Origin of the sequence: Pseudogulbenkiania sp. NH8B, from assembly GCF_000283535.1 — a bacterium.
Taxonomy (GTDB): Bacteria; Pseudomonadota; Gammaproteobacteria; order Burkholderiales; family Chromobacteriaceae; genus Pseudogulbenkiania; species Pseudogulbenkiania ferrooxidans.
Genome location: NC_016002.1, coordinates 1,262,379 through 1,278,522, shown reverse-complemented (window position 1 = coordinate 1,278,522; position 16,144 = coordinate 1,262,379). Strand labels below are relative to the sequence as shown.

The window sequence follows — 16,144 nt, the reverse complement described above, 5'->3', positions numbered from 1 at the left end:
CGTTTTGAACAAGGGAGTGATCAGCAAGCCCCCCGGCCAGGCCGGGATCATGGCCACCATTCTGGCCCACTTCTGGTTCAAGATGTTCGGCACCATGGGCTTCACCTCGGTATTTTTTGTCGGCTATGTGTACCTGTTGCGGCACCCGGCCTCCGCGGTCACCATCATTCCCGCCACGCCGCTGGACCAGTTGCTCGGCTTCCAGCCATGGGCATTGCCGATTTACCTGTCGCTGTGGGCCTATGTTTCCCTGCCGGCGGTGTTGATGCTGAGCCGGCGTGAAATTGTCGAGTACGGTTTTCGGGTTGCCCTGCCCTGCCTCCTGGGGCTGACGGTATTCTATTTCTGGCCCAACGCCATCGCACCGGCCGATATCGACTGGAAGCAGTATCCCGGCGTGGCCTTTCTGAAAAATGTCGACACCGCGGGCAATGCCTTTCCTTCGCTGCACGTGGCCACCGCCGTATTTTCCGCCCTCTGGCTGCACTGGCGCATCCGGCTGCTGCGGCTGGGCCGCGGCCTCGAATGGCTCAACATCGTCTGGTGCGTGGCCATCGCCTATTCCACCATGGCGGTCAAGCAGCATGTGGCGCTCGACGTGCTGGCCGGCACGTTGCTGGGGCTGGGCACGGCCTGGCTGAGCGGCCTGAAGGCCCATGCCCAAGGCGGCTGCCTGCTGCCGCCGCGTTGAGCCGCCCACCCTACCCCATTCACCATTTCGCCGTTGCAGCCGAAACATCCGCATCATGAGTCCAGACACCAGCTTGCAGTTTTTCCAGTGTGACCCCTCCGCCAGCGGCGGGCAGCCGCTCCCCGCGGACGCCGGCATCCTGGGTATGAGCAGCCTGCACCATCCGGCGCCAGCCCTGTCCTGGCCGGTGCAACGGGTACGCATGCCTCTGCTGGGCGGCATGCAACAACTGCACGAATACTGGCACAGTGCGACACCCTGTCGCCGCGGCCGCTTCCAGGACACCCGCTTCAGCGCCAACGAGGACCTGCTCTACGGCGTGATCGAACTGCAAGAGGGCCATGGCAGCGACACCGGCACCGCCTTGCAGTTGGCCGCGGAAAAAGCCTACCGCCAGCTGTTCTCGCTGCTGGAGGCCGAAGGCTTTCCGCACCTGTGGCGGGTGTGGAACTACGTGCCGCGCATCAATGAGATGGAACACGGACTGGAACGCTACCGGCAGTTCAACATCGGCCGTCACCAGGCATTTGCCGGCTTCGCGCGGCCGGTGGACAGCAGCCCCGCCGCCTGCGCGCTGGGCGTGGCCGAGGGCCCGCTGAGCATTGCCTTCCTGGCGGCGCGCCAGGCCGCGCGCGGCATCGAGAATCCGCGCCAGATCAGCGCTTTCGAGTATCCACGGCAATACGGGCCACGCAGCCCCACCTTTACCCGTGCCGCCATCGCCAACAGTGGCCGGCACGACATCCTGTTCATTTCCGGCACCGCCAGCATCGTCGGCCATGGCACCGTGCACATCGACGATGTGGTGGCGCAGACCCGGGAAACCGTGGCCAATATCGCCGTACTGGTCGAGCAGGCCAGCCGGCTGGCGCCGGCCGCTGGCTACACCCTGGCCGGGCTGGACTACCGGGTTTATATCCGCCACGCGGCCGACTACCCCAAGGTGCGCGCCACGCTGGAGCAACTGATCGGCCGGGATATCCGGGCCGTGTATGTGCAGGCCGACGTCTGCCGCAGCGACCTGCTGGTGGAAGTGGAGGCGCACGGCATCGCCCGCCGCTCCTAGCAGGGTCTGTCGTAAGAGCCTGTTTACGTTCTCGCGAGCTGGAGCGAGACAAGGCGAAAACGGCTGAGGAAGCGGGGTTTACAAGCGGTAAATGAGCATTCCGCAGACGGTTTTAACGCCGTATCGCCGACGCGCAGCAGATCGTAAAACAGGTTCCGAGGAAAGAACATGGTCATGAACACCCGCTATGCCGACAGCGAACCGTCACGCGCCGAGATCGACGCGATGACCGGCCCGGTCCTGCTCGAATTCGGCGCGCCGTGGTGCGGCCACTGCCAGGCCGCGCAAGCACTGATCGCCGCCGCGCTCTTCCCCCATCAGGGCATGTGCCACATCAAGATCGAGGATGGCAGGGGGCGGCGGCTGGGGCGCTCGTTCGGGGTGAAGTTGTGGCCGACGCTGGTCTTCCTGCGCGACGGCCAGGAAGTGGCGCGGCTGATCAGGCCGGACGACGCGGAGTCGATCCGCCACGCGCTGGCGCAGATCGATGCCGCGCCGTGACCAGGGCTTCGGCCAACGTTGACCACCACCGCAATACCGCCACGGCGAGGCAGGCCCATTGCTGCGCGGGCATCACGCCTGGCCCAGACGCTGAGTCTGGTACTACAGCGAAGAATGCAACGTGACGGCCACGGCGAGCGACACGTGGCACGCCGCCCGCCGCGGGTACGATCGCCCAAGCGGGCGGCCAGAATGACGTGACAACGGCGGGGCCTCGCGGCTCCGCCGTTTGTTTTGACGACACGCCTCCCGCCGGCCGCCTGACGCTGGCTGCGGCAAAACAAGGCTCAGGGGAAGGCCGGAATCGTCGGTTCGACACCTTCCAGATGGGCTTCCGGATGAATTTTCCGCAGCAAGTTCTCGATATCCTCGACCTCGGCCACCCGCACATCCACCATCAGCAGGATCTGGCCACGGTCGATGGCCTCGCGGAACGGCTTGAGCCGGCTGTTGGGCACCGAACAGCCGATCATGCTCGCCGCCCAAGGCCCGAACACGGCGCCGATCAGGAAGGTCACCAGCACCACGCCGCCCCACGGCAGGCCGGTGTCGGCCAGGATGAACAAAGCGGCCACCAGTCCCGAAATCAAGCCGGTGGCCCCGCCGATGATCAAGCCCATCTCCGCGCTGTGGACGATGTCCGACTCCTGGAACAGGTTGGCACGGTGGAGACTGGACAGATCGACGCCTTCCTTGGCGAGAAAATGGATGTGCTTTTCCTCGATGCGCGCCAGCAGCAAGTCGTTCATCAGGCGCTGGGCATTGGCCAAGTCGGGAATAAGGTAATAAATCCGTTTGCGCATGGCGCCACCTCCCGGATTGCGATTGAAAATCACTACCTTGAAGTCATTTTATAGACCCAAACCCGCCCACTCTCAATCCCGCATCGCCCTGGCCATCCCACCGCGCCACGCTCGGCGCACCGATCGCCACCGTGCCCTTTGCCCACAATGTGCTAAGTTGAAACCACTGGAATGGCGGATCCGGGCACGCCTGGCCAAGCCCTGTCGAACACGGGGCAACGGTCAGGCGCCGCGGGGTCCGTTGCATCGACTGCTGTGCCAGGCCGGGAGATGTCGTCGATCCGGCACGCTTGCCTGGCGCGTTGAAGCCGGCCGGCCACTCACCCGCCCTGCGCCGCTGGAGCCTGCGGCCCGTGACTGTCGTCCCTCATGCCGGACCGGGGTGTTCCGCGAGGAGAACTACGCAGGACCGATACCCTATGGCACTCGCAATCGTCTTGATGGCGCTGGTCGCCGCTGCCGTCCTGTTTCATTTTCTCAGTCCATGGTGGCTCACGCCGCTGGCCTCCAACTGGGGACAGATCGACACCACGCTGATGATCACCCTCGCCATCACCGGGGCGTTCTTCATTGCCATCAATTTGTTCATTGCCTATTGCCTGATCCGCTTCCGCCAGCGTGACGGCCACCGCGCCGCCCACGATCCGGAAAACAAGAAGCTGGAAGGCTGGCTGACCGGCCTGACCGCGGTAGGCATCATCGCCATGCTGGCCCCGGGCCTGTTCGTCTACGCCGCCTATATCGATCCCCCCGCAGACTCCCTGGTGTTCGAGGCGGTGGGCCAGCAGTGGCAGTGGCGCTTTCGCTTCCCCGGCCGGGATGGCCGGCTGGGGGTCACGGATAGCCGCTTTGTGAGTGCGGAGAATCCGCTCGGGCTGGCCCCCAACGACCCTCACGGCCAGGATGACGTCCTGATTCTCAACTCGGAGGTCCACCTGCCCGTCGGCAAGCCGATCAAGGTCCTGCTGCGCTCCCAGGACGTCTTGCACGACTTCTACGTGCCGCCCTTCCGCGCGCGCATGAATCTGGTTCCCGGCATGGTGACCCATTTCTGGTTTACCCCGACCCGGACCGGCCGCTTCGAGATTCTCTGCGCGCAGCTGTGCGGCGTGGGCCATTTCAACATGCGCGGTTACGTGGTAGTGGAAGAGCCCGCGGCTTTTCAGGCCTGGCTTGGCCGGCAGTCGATCTTTGCCCATGGCGCCACCCGCACGCCGGTCGCGGCGACCGGTGCCGCCCTGCCGGCGCAGGGCAAGCTGCTGGCGCAAAGCCGGGGTTGCGTGGCCTGCCACAGCGCCGACGGCAGCGCCCGCGTCGGCCCGAGCTGGAAAGGCCTGTACGGCAAGACCGAGACCCTGGCCGACGGCAGTACCGTGCAGGTCGACCCTGCCTATATCGCCGAGTCGATCCGCACACCGAACGCCAAGATCGTGCACGGTTATCCGGCGATCATGCCTCCGTTCAGCCTGAGCGACCCGGAGCTCGCCGCGCTGATCGCCTACATGAAGACCCTGTCGGACAAGACCGTGGCGCAAGCCGGGACGCCCTGAGCGGGCCCGGACCGAAGATTGACAGCAGGAGGGTGTGATGGCGTATTCCTCAGCCGAGCAGCATCACGAACCGCACAGTTTCTGGACCCGCTACGTGTGGAGCCAGGATCACAAGGTGATCGCGGTGCAGTACACGCTCACCGCGATCGCCGTCGGGATGGTGGCCCTGGTGCTGTCCAACCTGATGCGGCTGCAACTGGGCTTTCCGGGCCGTTTCGCCTTCATCGACGCCAACCACTACTACCAGTACGTCACCCTGCACGGCATGATCATGGTGGTCTACCTGCTCACCGCGCTGTTTCTCGGCGGCTTCGGCAATTACCTGATTCCGCTGATGGTGGGCGCGCGCGACATGGTGTTTCCGCTGCTCAACATGCTGAGCTACTGGGTCTACCTGCTGGCGGTGCTGGTGCTGATGGCGAGCTTTTTCGTACCTGGCGGCCCCACCGGCGCGGGCTGGACGCTGTACCCGCCGCAATCGATCCTGCCCGGCACGCCGGGTTCGGACTGGGGCATCATCCTGATGCTGGTCTCGCTGTTGATCTTCATCGTGGCCGCCACCATGGGCGGGCTGAACTACGTGATCACGGTGCTGCAGGCGCGCACCCGGGGCATGACGCTGATGCGCATGCCGCTGACGGTGTGGGGCATTTTCGTCGCCACCATCATGGCCTTGCTGGCGTTTCCGTCGCTGTTCGTCAGCGGCGTGATGCTGCTGTTCGACAAGGTGCTCGGCACCAGCTTCTTTATGCCGGCCATCGTGTCGATGGGGCAGGCGCTGAGCTACAAGGGCGGCAGCCCCATCCTGTTCCAGCACCTGTTCTGGTTCTTCGGCCATCCCGAGGTGTACATCGTGGCCCTGCCCGCCTTCGGCATCGTCTCGGACCTGATCAGCACCCATTCCCGCAAGAAGATCTTCGGCTACCACATGATGGTGTGGGCGATCGTGATGATCGGGGCGCTGAGCTTCGTGGTATGGGCGCACCACATGTTCGTCAGCGGCATGAACCCCTACTTTGGCTTCTTCTTCGCCACCACCACGCTGATCATCGCGGTGCCCACCGCGATCAAGGTCTACAACTGGGTGCTGACGCTGTGGCACAGCGATATCCACCTCTCGGTGCCGATGCTGTTTGCCATCGGCTTCATCAGCACCTTCCTGATCGGCGGCCTGACCGGGCTGTTCCTCGGCAACGTCAGCGTCGACATCCCGCTCTCGAACACCTATTTCGTGGTCGCCCACTTTCACATGGTGATGGGGGTGTCGCCGATCCTGGTGATCTTCGGCGGCCTCTACCACTGGTTTCCCAAGGTGACCGGGCGGCTGATGAACGAGACCCTGGGCAAGCTCCACTTCTGGGTGACCTTCCTCGGCACCTACGCCATCTACTTCCCGATGCACTACCTGGGCATCCTGGGCATGCCGCGCCGCTATTACGCCTACGACAACTACGCCTTCATTCCGGCCTCGGCCCAGCAGCTCAATGCCTTCATCACGGTGGCGGCGCTGATCGTGGGGGTCACCCAACTGGTGTTTCTCTACAACCTGGTCCACAGCACGTTCCGCGGGCGGCCGGCGGGGAGCAACCCGTGGCGGGCCACCACGCTGGAATGGCAGACCCCGGAGACGCCGCCGGGACATGGCAACTGGGGCGCGGAGCAGCCGGAGGTGCACCGCTGGGCCTATGATTACAGCGTGCCGGGCATGGCGCAGGACTTCGTGCCGCAGAACAGCGCCGTGGCGGGCGGCGGCGATGACCACGACCAGACAGTGGTCAAGGCGGCGGCGCCCCGGCGCGGGAGGAAAAAGACATGAGCGTAGCGCAGAGCGCCCGCCACGACGCGGGCGGGGCACGGGACGGCATGCCGAGCGCGGGCAAGCCGGCGCTGTGGGTGTTCATGGGCGTGGTGACGGTGCTGTTCGCGCAGTTTCTGCACGCCTACATCGTGCGCATGGGCTATGCGGATTGGCAGCGGCTGCCGACGCTGCCGACGGTTTGGCTGAACACCGCGCTGCTGCTCTTGAGCAGCGCGGCCCTGCAGTGGGCCCAGGTGGCCGGCCGGCACGGCCGGCGCGCCGGCATGAGGGGCGGGCTGTTTTTGGGCGGCGTGCTGGCGTTGGCGTTTCTCGCCGGCCAGCTGTGGCTGTGGCGGCAACTGACCGCGCTCGACTACGTCATCGCCAGTGGCCCGGCCAGCAGCTTCTTCTACCTGCTGAGCGGATTGCACGGCGTGCACCTGATCGGCGGGCTGGTCGCCTGGGGCATGACGATAAGACGGGTGGGACACAACGGCGTGACGGCGGACGGGCTGCTGGCCGTCGAGCTGTGCGCCCGCTACTGGCACTTTCTGCTGGCGTTGTGGCTGGTGCTGCTCGGGCTGCTGTTCATCGTGCCGCCCGCCACCATCCTGGCCATCTGCAGCAGCGCCTGAAGCCCGCCGTGCGCGGGTACGCGGCCGGCGTGCCGGCATGACAACAAGGGGGACGTGACCTTACCCGCCATCCGGGTCGGGCCGAGTATGTTCTTTTTGCGAGGTAGGCCATCATGGCACAGCGCAAATCATCCCCTCCCGAGCCCCCGCTCACACCCGCTGCCGGCTGGCAGGGGGTGGTGGTCGATTGGTCGGGCGACCGCGAAGCCTTCAAGGTGCCCTGGGGCAAGGCAATGATGTGGGTGTTCCTGCTCAGCGACACTTTCATCTTCGGCGGTTTCCTGACCGGCTACATGACGGTGCGGATATCCACCACCGTTCCCTGGCCCAATCCCAGCGAGGTGTTCGCGCTCACCATCGGCGGCACGGCGGTGCCGCTGATCCTGATCGCCATCATGACCTTCATCCTGATCAGCAGCAGCGGCACCATGGCGATGGCGGTCAACTTCGCCTACCGCCGCGAGCGCGTGAAGTGCGCGGCGCTGATGCTGGCCACGGCAGCGCTGGGCGCGTGCTTCGTCGGCTTGCAGGCCTTCGAATGGACCCACCTGATCGTCGAGGAAGGGGTGCGGCCGTGGAGCAACCCGCTGGGCGCGCCGCAGTTCGGCTCGACCTTCTTCATGATCACCGGCTTTCACGGCCTGCACGTCAGCGCCGGGGTGATCTATCTGGCCACCGTCGCGCTCAAGGTGCTGGGCGGGCGCTACGAGAAGAGCGGCAACTACCAGATCGTGGAGATCGCCGGGCTGTACTGGCACTTCGTCGACCTGGTGTGGGTCTTCATCTTCGCCTTCTTCTACCTGTGGTGAGGTGACGCCATGGAACATGCATCCGGCCAGCAACACCCGATCGGCCTGTATCTGAAGGTGTGGGGCCTGCTGTTCGTGCTCAGCACCCTGTCCTACCTGGTCGACTACTTCCATCTCCAGGGCTTGTTGCGCTGGTTCCTGATCGTGGCGTTCATGCTGCTGAAGGCGGGGCTGATCGTCAGCGTCTTCATGCACCTGCGCTGGGAGCGGCTGGCGCTGGTCTACGCCATCCTGATTCCCCCCCTGTGCCTGCTGGTGCTGGTGGGGCTGATGCAGGCGGAGGCGAACTACACCTTCTCGACGCGCGGCGTGTTCTTCGGCCATGAGGCTGCGGTGGTGAATCACGTCAAGCCGAAGTGAAGGGACGCCGCCTTTCGCGTCCCGAACAGACGGAACCCCCGCGGGAAACCGGTTCCCGCGGGGGTTCAAGGTTGGCCGAAGACGCCGTGGCGGCGCTAGGCGGAAGGGTGCGGGCTGGTGGAACCGCGCACCAGCAGGCGGCCGGCCAGCACCACGCTGCGGATGCTGAGCCCGGGGTCGTCGAGCCGGCTCAGCAGCATCTCCATCGCGGTGCGGCCGATCTCGTACACCGGCTGCTCGATCACGGTCAGGCCGTTGCCGACCAGGCCGGTCCACACCTCGTTGTCGAAGCCCGCCAGGGCCAGATCGTGGGGGGCGGACAGCCCGGCGCGCTGCAGCGCGCGCAGCGCCCCCAGCAGCAGCAGGCCGTTGCTGGCGATCAGCGCGTCGGGACGCTGCTCTTCGGCCAACCATTGCGTCACCACCGCCTCGGCCGCCTCGGCGGTCGGCGCGATGAAACGCCCCTCCCCGGCCAGGCCGTGCGCCGCCAACGCCGCCTCGAAACCGGCGTGGCGCTCGGCGCCGGTGCTGCTGGTATTGCCGAACAGGCCGCCGAGATGGCGATAGCCCTGCGCCACCAGGTGCTCCACCAGCTGCCGTGCCGCCAGCCGGTTGTCCAGCACCACGGCGTCGGCCTGCCCGGCCGGCCCGGCGCGGTCGATCATCACCACCGGGAAATCGTAGGCGTCGGGACGCAGGCGGCGCGCGGTGTCGCGCGTCGGCGAGAAGATCACGCCGCTGACGCGCTCCTCCTCCATCAGCCGCAGGTACATCGCTTCCTTGTCGGCGTTCTCGTCGGTGTTGCACAGGATCACCCGCATGCCGGCCTGGTAGGCGGCGTCCTCCACCGCGCGGCTGACGGCGGTGAAGAAGGGGTTGCGGATATCCGACACGATCAGGCCGACGGTCTGGGTGTGCTGCGAACGCAGGCGGCGCGCCGACAGGTTGGGCCGGTAGCCCAGCTGCTTGGCGGCCTCTTCGACGCGCTGGCGCAGGGCCGCGCTGACCGGCCCGCTGCCCAATGCCCGCGAGACGGTGGCGACGGAGACCCCGGCGGCGGCGGCGACATCCTTGATTTTGGCGCTCATGGTGTCCTGATATCGATTTCCTATATTGCGCGTGATCGTCGCTGAAATCGCGTCACTACGCAAGCCCCTTGCCCTGCCATGGTTGTCTCAAAAATGGCCACAGCCAAGGATTTCGCCATCGGTTGTTGGCATAAGACGATTGACAGCCAAAATGTAATCGATTTCAATTGCTACACATCAATGATGAACCTGCCGCTGTCGGCACCCCCGGCTAAGCCCGTGCCGCAGCCCCCTGGACAGGTTTCAGGCAAAGAGTGAGGAGACACCATGCCACTACCGCTGATTCCGGCCGAACTGGTCCGGCTCGGAGCGAGCCCGGCCGACAAGAATGGCGCCATCGCCGAGGCAGGGCATTTGCTGGCGTCGGCCGGCTATATCGACCCGGCCTACATCGACAGCCTGCTGCGCCGTGAAACCGTCGCCAACACCTTCCTCGGCCATGGCGTCGCCATCCCGCACGGCATGATCGAAGACCGCTACCTGATCCGCCACACCGGCGTGGCGGTGCTGCAGATTCCGGGCGGCCTGGAATGGAACCCGGGACAGCGCGTGCACCTGGTGGTGGCCATCGCCGCCCAGTCGGACGAACACATCACCCTGCTGCGCCGCCTCACCCGCCTGCTGCAGGACGAAAAACAGCTGCAAACACTGTTCGGCACCAACGACCCGGCCCCGCTGCTGGCGGCGCTCGGCGAGGATGCCGTGGTGGCCGAAGCGGCCGTGGCCACGGTGGCCGACCACGAGCACCACTTCAGCTGGACCATGGAATACCCCAACGGCCTGCACGCCCGCCCCGCCACGCTGTGGGTGGAAACCGCGCGCCGCTTCGACGCTGACGTGCTGGTGCGCAACCACCAGGAAAGCGCCGACTGCAAGAACCTGATCGGGCTGTTGCAGCTTGGCCTGCAGCACGGCCACGAGCTGCACGTATCGGCCTCCGGCCCGGAAGCCGAGCAGGCGCTGGCCACACTGCGCGACGTGATGACGCGCATCACCGCGCAGGAGCAGGCCGACGCCGCCGCCGCCGCGCTGAAACAGAAGAACGCCAACCGCCAGGGCTGGGCGCCGGCCGGCGCGCTGCCCTCGATCGGCGGCATCAGCGCGAGCCCGGGGCTCGCCATCGGCACCACGCGTCAATTGCGCGCGCACGCCGTCGACGTGAAAGACCGCCCAGGCCAACTGATCGACGGCGGCGCCGAGCTGGAAGCCGCGCTCGTTGCCACCCGCGACGAACTGGAAGAGCTGGCGGTCGACACCGCGCGCCGTCTCGGCACCGCCGAGGCCGGCATCTTCCGCGCCCAGGCCGAACTGCTCAACGACAGCGAGCTGATCACGCTGACCTGCCGCTTCATGGTGCAGCAGCACGGCGTGGCCTGGGCCTGGCATCAGGCGGTGGAACAGCAGGCCGGCAAACTGGCGGCGCTGGGCAGCCCGCTGTTGGCGGCGCGCGCCGCCGACCTGCGCGACGTCGGCCGCCGCGTGCTGGCCAAGCTCGACCCCAGCGCCGACACCGGCAGCAACGGCGTCAACGGCAATGGCGAGACCATCCTGATCGCCGCCGACCTGGCGCCGTCCGACACCGCCACGCTGGACGTCACGCGCACCCTCGGCCTGTGCACCGCGCAGGGCGGCCCGACCTCGCACACCGCGATCCTGGCGCGCACCCTGGGCCTGCCGGCGCTGGTGGCCGGCGGCGCCGCGCTGCTCGACGTGCCGGACGGCACCACCGTGATCCTCGACGGCCACGGCGGCCGGCTCTACCTCGACCCGTCCGCCGAAGACCTGGCCTCGGCGCGGCGCTGGCTGGCCGAACAACAGGAGCGCGACGCGCGCCAGGCCGCCGACCGCGCGCTGCCGGCGCAGACCCGCGACGGCCACCGCGTCGAGATCGCCGCCAACGTCAACCGCCCGGAAAAAGTGGCCGAGGCGCTCACCGCCGGCGCCGAGGGCGTCGGGCTGATGCGCACCGAATTCCTGTTCCTGGAGCGCGATACCGCGCCGGACGAGGAAGAGCAGTACACCACCTACCGCGCCATGATCGAGGCGCTGCAGGGCCGCACCCTGATCATCCGCGCGCTCGACATCGGCGGTGACAAGCAGGTGCCCTACCTCGACCTGCCGCGCGAGGAGAACCCGTTCCTCGGCGTGCGCGGCGCGCGCCTGCAACTGCGCCGCGCCGACCTCTTGGAGCCGCAGCTGCGCGCGCTGTACCGCGCCGCGGCGCACGGCCCGATGTCGATCATGTTCCCGATGGTGACCTCGCTGGACGAAGTGCGCACGCTGCGCGCCCACTGCGAGCGCATCCGCCAGGAGCTGAACGCGCCGCAGGTGCCGCTCGGCATCATGGTGGAAGTGCCGGCGGTGGCGACCATGGCCGACAGGTTGGCCGAACACGTCGATTTCTTCTCCATCGGCACCAACGACCTCACCCAGTACGTGCTGGCGATCGACCGTCAGCACCCGGAACTGGCGCGCGAAGCCGACAGCCTGCACCCGGCGGTATTGCGCCTGATCCAGCAGACCGTGGACGGCGCGCGCCGCCACCAGGTGTGGGTCGGCGTGTGCGGTGGCCTGGCCGGCGACCCGCTCGGCGCCGCCATCCTCACCGGCATCGGCGTGCACGAGCTGTCGATGAGCCCGCGCGACATCCCGGCGGTCAAGGCACGGCTGCGTGCCGCCACCCACAGCACCCTGCTGGATCTGGCGCGCCAGGCCCTCGAGTGCGACAGCGCCGCCGACGTGCGCGCGCTGGAAGGAGACGCGGCATGACCCGCCCCATCGTCACCGTCACGCTCAACCCGGCGATCGACCAGACCGTGATGCTCGACCAGCTCCAGCCGGGCGCCGTCAACGTGGCGCGCTCGTCGCAGATCAACGCCGGCGGCAAGGGCGTGAACGTCGCCAGCTGCCTCGCCGACTGGGAGATTCCGGTGATCGCCACCGGCATTCTCGGCCGCGACAACGCCACGGCGTTCGAGCAGCTGTTCGCCGACAAGGGCATCAACGACCGCTTCGTGCGCCACGACGGCGCCACCCGCGTCAACATCAAGCTGGTGGACGGCTCGGACCGCAGCACCACCGACGTCAACCTGCCCGCTCATGCGGTCGGCGCCTCCACCTTCGACGCGCTGCTGCAGCAGCTCGACGACCTGGCCGAACCGGGGCGCTGCTTCGTGCTGGCGGGCAGCCTGCCCGCCGGGCTGGCCGACGACTGCTACGCCGTGCTGATCGGCCGCCTGCGCCAGTACGGCGCGCACGTGGTGCTCGACAGCAGCGGCGCCGCGCTGGCCGCGGCGCTGGCCGACGGCGTGGCCACCCTGCCCGCCTGCATCAAGCCCAACCGCCACGAACTGGAACAGCTGGTCGGCCGCGAGCTGGCGACGCTGGACGAGGTGAGCGAAGAAGTGGCCCGGCTGCGCGCGCGCGGCATCGCCGAAGTGGTGGTGTCGCTGGGCGAGGACGGCGCGCTGTTCGCCGGCAGCGAGGGCGTCTGGCTGGCCCGCCCGCCCAAGGTGGCACTGACCAGCACCGTGGGCGCCGGCGACGCGCTGGTGGCCGGCCTGATCGCCGCCCGCTACGGCGGACGCAGCGCCCCGGACGCCGCGCGGCTGGCGGTGGCGTTTGCCGCCGGCAAGCTGGCGCAGGTCGGCCCGCACCTGCCGGCCGCCGCCGAGGTGGAAGCGCTGGCGGCCCGCGTCGATCTGGCGCAACTGGTGGCCTAGCCCCACCCGATTACACGGCAGCACGATAACTACGCGGGCTACAACGCCCCGAGATGGAGGAGACACAGATGGCACACCTACTGGCAGTGGTATCCTGCCCCGAACGCACCACCCACACCCTGCTCGCCGGCGAGGCGCTGCGCCACGGCGCCGAGCGCCTGGGCCACCGCATCGAGGTCGAAACGCGCAGCACGCACGGCGTGCAGGCGCGCCTGTCCGACGAACTGATCCAGCGCGCCGACGCCATCGTGCTGGTCGGCGAAGGCGAAGCCGAGTCCGAGCGCTTCGCCCTGCGCGGCTGCCACGTCGCCACGCTGGAAGCGGTGCTGGCCGACGCCGACGGCGTCATCGCCAGCGCGCTGCAGGATTCCGCCGCGCCGCAACGCGCCGAGCCGGCCGCCCCCGCGCAAGCCGCCAGCGCCGCGCTCGAGATCGTCGCCATCACCTCCTGCCCTACCGGCATCGCCCACACCTTCATGGCGGCCGAGGGCCTGACCCAGGGGGCGAAACAGCTGGGCCACCGCGTCAAGGTCGAGACCCAGGGCTCGGTCGGGGCGCAGAACACCCTGAGCGCGGACGAGATCCGCCGCGCCGACCTCGTCATCATCGCCGCCGACACCCAGGTCGACACCAGCCGCTTCGCCGGCAAGCGCCTGTTCCAGAGCAGCACCAAGGCCGCCATCCACGACGGCGCCGCGCTGGTGAAGCGCGCCATCGCCGAGGCCACCGAGCACGCCTCGGCCAAGGCCGCCGGCAGCGCCGCCCAGGCCGCGCCGGCCGAGGCCGCCAAGGCTCAGCGCACCGGCGCCTACAAGCACCTGATGACCGGGGTGTCGTTCATGCTGCCGTTCGTGGTGGCGGGCGGCATCCTGATCGCCATCGCCTTCGCGCTGGGCGGCATCTACGCCTTCGACGACGCCCACAAGGGCACGCTGGCCTGGGCCTTGTTCCAGATCGGCGCCAAGTCGGCGTTCGCGCTGATGGTGCCGGCGCTGGCGGGCTACATCTCCTACTCCATCGCCGACCGTCCCGGCATCACCCCGGGCATGGTGGGCGGCATGCTGGCCGCAAGCCTCGGTTCGGGCTTCCTCGGCGGCATCATCGCCGGCTTCATCGCCGGCTACGGCACCGACTGGCTCAACCGCCACATCAAGCTCGGCCGCAACCTCGACGGCCTGAAGCCGGTGCTGATCCTGCCGGTGCTGGGTTCGCTCTTGGTCGGCCTGCTGATGATCTACGTGGTGGGCAACCCGGTGGCGTCCGCGCTCGCCGTGCTCACCGAGTGGCTCAAGGGCATGCAGGGCAGCAGCGCGCTGCTGCTGGGCGCACTGCTGGGCGCGATGATGGCGTTCGACATGGGCGGCCCGCTCAACAAGGCGGCCTACGCCTTCAGCACCGGCCTGATCGCGAGCCAGGTGTACACCCCGATGGCCGCGGTGATGGCCGCCGGCATGACCCCGCCGCTGGGCATCGCGCTGGCCACCATGCTGTTCCGTGACCGCTTCACCGCCGACGAACACGAAGCCGGCAAGGCCGCCGGCGTGCTCGGCATCTCCTTCATCACCGAAGGCGCCATCCCGTTCGCTGCGCGTGACCCGCTGCGCGTGATCCCGGCCCTGATCGCCGGCTCGGCCCTGACCGGGGCGATCTCGATGTCCTCCGGCGCCGAGCTGAAGGTCCCGCACGGCGGCATCTTCGTGCTGCCGATCCCCAACGCCGTGAGCCACCTGGGCATGTACCTGGTGGCGCTGGTGGCCGGCACCGTCACCACCGCGGTCCTGCTGCGCCTGCTGAAAAAACCGCTGCAAGCCTGATCCGGTCTACCCGACCACCCCGCCCTCCCGACCCGGCCCAGCCGGGCCGCGGGTGGCGGGACTTGGCTGCGGCCTTTTTTTTTCGGCCAACCTTGTAATCAAACTACATTGATTTCGCATCGACAGGGCACCCCCGCGGGCGCCATGGGGAGAACTTCGCCCAAAAAACCCGGCTGACGCGCCAACCACGCGGCGCGCCGATGCCATCACCTTGTAGCAAAAGTACGTTCAGCTGTAGCACCACACACAACACACGACACGGAGACACACCATGAACCTTCGCTACACCGTCCTGACCGCCGCCGTACTGGCCGGCCTCGCCGCCCCCTCCTTCGCCGCCCGTCCGCTGAAATCGGTCGGCGTCGCCGTGGGCGACCTCGCCAACCCGTTCTTCGTCGCCATCGGCAAGGGTGCCGAGGATGCCGCCAAGAAGATCGGCGGCCCCGGCGTCAAGGTCACCACCGTTTCCAGCAAGTACGACCTCAACACCCAGGTCGGCCAGATCGAGAACTTCATCGCCAACAAGGTGGACGTGATCCTGGTCAACGCCTCCGACCCCATGGGCATCGAGCCGGTACTGAAGAAGGCCCGTGCCGCCGGCATCGCCGTGGTGGCGGTGGACGTCGGCGCGGTCGGCGCCGACGCCACGGTGATGTCCGACAACGCCATGGCCGGCGCGGAATCCTGCAAGTTCATGGCGCAACAGCTGGGCGGCAAGGGCAACGTGGTGATCGTCAACGGCCCGCCGGTGACCGCCGTCAGCGCGCGCGTGGCCGGCTGCAAGAAGGTGCTCGGCAACTACCCGGGCATCAAGCTGCTGTCGGACAACCAGGACGCCCACGGCAGCCGCGACGGCGGCATGGAAACCATGGCCAACCTGCTGACCGCGCACAAGAAGATCGACGCCGTGTTCGCCATCAACGACCCGACCGGCATCGGCGCCGAGCTGGCGGTGAAGCAGGCCGGCCGCAGCGACGTGAAGCTGATCGCCGCGGTGGACGGCGCCCCGGACGCCGAAAAGGCGCTCAAGGACAAGAAGAGCCTGTTCGCCGTCTCGGCCGCGCAGAACCCGTACACCATGGCCACCATGGCGGTGCAGATCGGCTACGACATCCTCAACGGCAAGCGCCCGGCCAAGAGCCAGGTCCTGCTGCCGACCCCGGCCGTGACCAAGGCCAACGTCGCCAGCTACACCGGCTGGACCCAGCACTGAGCCCCGGCACGCGCCGCGGCGGCCTGCCCGCCGTGGCGTGAACCGGCCCCGAGCAACGCGGAGGGGAGCCATCCCCTCCGCCGTCATCCTGCGG

The 16,144-nt window shown here is 67.8% G+C and carries 14 protein-coding genes; 12 read left to right on the top strand and 2 right to left on the bottom strand.

Annotated features, from left to right (window positions below; all coding sequences use genetic code 11):
• Positions 1 to 4 precede the first annotated feature (4 nt).
• From NH8B_RS06050 to NH8B_RS06040, 3 genes are all read left to right on the top strand, one after another.
• Positions 5 to 691 (top strand): phosphatase PAP2 family protein, encoded by a 687-nt coding sequence (locus NH8B_RS06050; protein ID WP_014086488.1) that lies wholly within the window; start codon positions 5 to 7, stop codon positions 689 to 691.
• 55 nt (positions 692 to 746) lie between these two features.
• A complete protein-coding gene (locus NH8B_RS06045; protein WP_232503536.1) occupies positions 747 to 1,757 on the top strand; it encodes a chorismate transformation enzyme, FkbO/Hyg5 family in 1,011 nt (336 codons plus the stop codon).
• Between the two features lie 174 nt (positions 1,758 to 1,931).
• Complete coding sequence (locus tag NH8B_RS06040) at positions 1,932 to 2,258, top strand: thioredoxin family protein (protein WP_232503535.1); 327 nt, start codon at positions 1,932 to 1,934, stop codon at positions 2,256 to 2,258.
• Positions 2,259 to 2,545: 287 nt separating this feature from the next.
• On the opposite strand, the gene NH8B_RS06035 is transcribed toward NH8B_RS06040, so the two are convergent.
• The gene (locus NH8B_RS06035; RefSeq protein WP_014086485.1) at positions 2,546 to 3,061 is read right to left on the bottom strand and encodes a hypothetical protein; all 516 of its coding nucleotides are present in this window, start codon (positions 3,059 to 3,061) and stop codon (positions 2,546 to 2,548) included.
• Positions 3,062 to 3,480: 419 nt separating this feature from the next.
• On the opposite strand from NH8B_RS06035, the gene NH8B_RS06030 reads away from it, so the two are divergent.
• From NH8B_RS06030 to NH8B_RS06010, 5 genes are all read left to right on the top strand, one after another.
• Positions 3,481 to 4,611 (top strand): cytochrome c oxidase subunit II, encoded by a 1,131-nt coding sequence (locus NH8B_RS06030; protein ID WP_014086484.1) that lies wholly within the window; start codon positions 3,481 to 3,483, stop codon positions 4,609 to 4,611.
• A 37-nt stretch (positions 4,612 to 4,648) separates the two neighbouring features.
• Positions 4,649 to 6,427 (top strand): cytochrome c oxidase subunit I, encoded by a 1,779-nt coding sequence (gene ctaD / locus NH8B_RS06025; RefSeq protein WP_014086483.1) that lies wholly within the window; start codon positions 4,649 to 4,651, stop codon positions 6,425 to 6,427.
• Complete coding sequence (locus tag NH8B_RS06020; protein WP_014086482.1) at positions 6,424 to 7,044, top strand: cytochrome c oxidase subunit 3; 621 nt, start codon at positions 6,424 to 6,426, stop codon at positions 7,042 to 7,044. The genes ctaD and NH8B_RS06020 overlap by 4 nt, the downstream gene beginning before the upstream one ends.
• A 113-nt stretch (positions 7,045 to 7,157) precedes the next feature.
• Positions 7,158 to 7,853: a heme-copper oxidase subunit III family protein gene (locus NH8B_RS06015; protein ID WP_014086481.1), complete on the top strand. Its 696-nt coding sequence runs from the start codon at positions 7,158 to 7,160 to the stop codon at positions 7,851 to 7,853.
• 9 nt (positions 7,854 to 7,862) lie between these two features.
• Positions 7,863 to 8,213: a cytochrome C oxidase subunit IV family protein gene (locus NH8B_RS06010; RefSeq protein WP_008955208.1), complete on the top strand. Its 351-nt coding sequence runs from the start codon at positions 7,863 to 7,865 to the stop codon at positions 8,211 to 8,213.
• A gap of 95 nt (positions 8,214 to 8,308) precedes the next feature.
• Here the strand turns inward: NH8B_RS06010 and NH8B_RS06005 are convergent, their stop codons facing one another.
• Positions 8,309 to 9,301 (bottom strand): LacI family DNA-binding transcriptional regulator, encoded by a 993-nt coding sequence (locus NH8B_RS06005; protein ID WP_014086480.1) that lies wholly within the window; start codon positions 9,299 to 9,301, stop codon positions 8,309 to 8,311.
• Between the two features lie 267 nt (positions 9,302 to 9,568).
• Here NH8B_RS06005 and ptsP point away from each other — a divergent pair, with 267 nt between their 5' ends.
• The 4 genes from ptsP (at position 9,569) to NH8B_RS05985 (ending at position 16,050) form a co-directional block, all read left to right on the top strand.
• Positions 9,569 to 12,070, top strand: a complete 2,502-nt coding sequence (gene ptsP, locus NH8B_RS06000) for a phosphoenolpyruvate--protein phosphotransferase (protein ID WP_014086479.1) — start codon at positions 9,569 to 9,571, stop codon at positions 12,068 to 12,070.
• Complete coding sequence (gene pfkB / locus NH8B_RS05995) at positions 12,067 to 13,023, top strand: 1-phosphofructokinase (RefSeq protein WP_014086478.1); 957 nt, start codon at positions 12,067 to 12,069, stop codon at positions 13,021 to 13,023. The genes ptsP and pfkB overlap by 4 nt, the downstream gene beginning before the upstream one ends.
• 68 nt (positions 13,024 to 13,091) lie before the next feature.
• The gene (locus NH8B_RS05990; RefSeq protein WP_014086477.1) at positions 13,092 to 14,837 is read left to right on the top strand and encodes a PTS fructose-like transporter subunit IIB; all 1,746 of its coding nucleotides are present in this window, start codon (positions 13,092 to 13,094) and stop codon (positions 14,835 to 14,837) included.
• 271 nt (positions 14,838 to 15,108) lie between these two features.
• On the top strand, positions 15,109 to 16,050 hold the full coding sequence (locus NH8B_RS05985) for an ABC transporter substrate-binding protein (protein WP_014086476.1): 942 nt from the start codon (positions 15,109 to 15,111) through the stop codon (positions 16,048 to 16,050).
• Positions 16,051 to 16,144 lie beyond the last annotated feature (94 nt).

Coding starts and splice junctions, on each gene's coding strand:
- NH8B_RS05985 (WP_014086476.1), top strand. CDS start 15,109: ATGAACCTTCGCTACACCGTCCTGACCGCCGCCGTACTGGCCGGCCTC.
- NH8B_RS06045 (WP_232503536.1), top strand. CDS start 747: ATGAGTCCAGACACCAGCTTGCAGTTTTTCCAGTGTGACCCCTCCGCC.
- NH8B_RS06010 (WP_008955208.1), top strand. CDS start 7,863: ATGGAACATGCATCCGGCCAGCAACACCCGATCGGCCTGTATCTGAAG.
- ctaD (WP_014086483.1), top strand. CDS start 4,649: ATGGCGTATTCCTCAGCCGAGCAGCATCACGAACCGCACAGTTTCTGG.
- NH8B_RS06040 (WP_232503535.1), top strand. CDS start 1,932: ATGAACACCCGCTATGCCGACAGCGAACCGTCACGCGCCGAGATCGAC.
- NH8B_RS06030 (WP_014086484.1), top strand. CDS start 3,481: ATGGCACTCGCAATCGTCTTGATGGCGCTGGTCGCCGCTGCCGTCCTG.
- NH8B_RS06015 (WP_014086481.1), top strand. CDS start 7,158: ATGGCACAGCGCAAATCATCCCCTCCCGAGCCCCCGCTCACACCCGCT.
- NH8B_RS06005 (WP_014086480.1), bottom strand. CDS start 9,301: ATGAGCGCCAAAATCAAGGATGTCGCCGCCGCCGCCGGGGTCTCCGTC.
- ptsP (WP_014086479.1), top strand. CDS start 9,569: ATGCCACTACCGCTGATTCCGGCCGAACTGGTCCGGCTCGGAGCGAGC.
- NH8B_RS06020 (WP_014086482.1), top strand. CDS start 6,424: ATGAGCGTAGCGCAGAGCGCCCGCCACGACGCGGGCGGGGCACGGGAC.
- NH8B_RS05990 (WP_014086477.1), top strand. CDS start 13,092: ATGGCACACCTACTGGCAGTGGTATCCTGCCCCGAACGCACCACCCAC.
- NH8B_RS06035 (WP_014086485.1), bottom strand. CDS start 3,061: ATGCGCAAACGGATTTATTACCTTATTCCCGACTTGGCCAATGCCCAG.
- pfkB (WP_014086478.1), top strand. CDS start 12,067: ATGACCCGCCCCATCGTCACCGTCACGCTCAACCCGGCGATCGACCAG.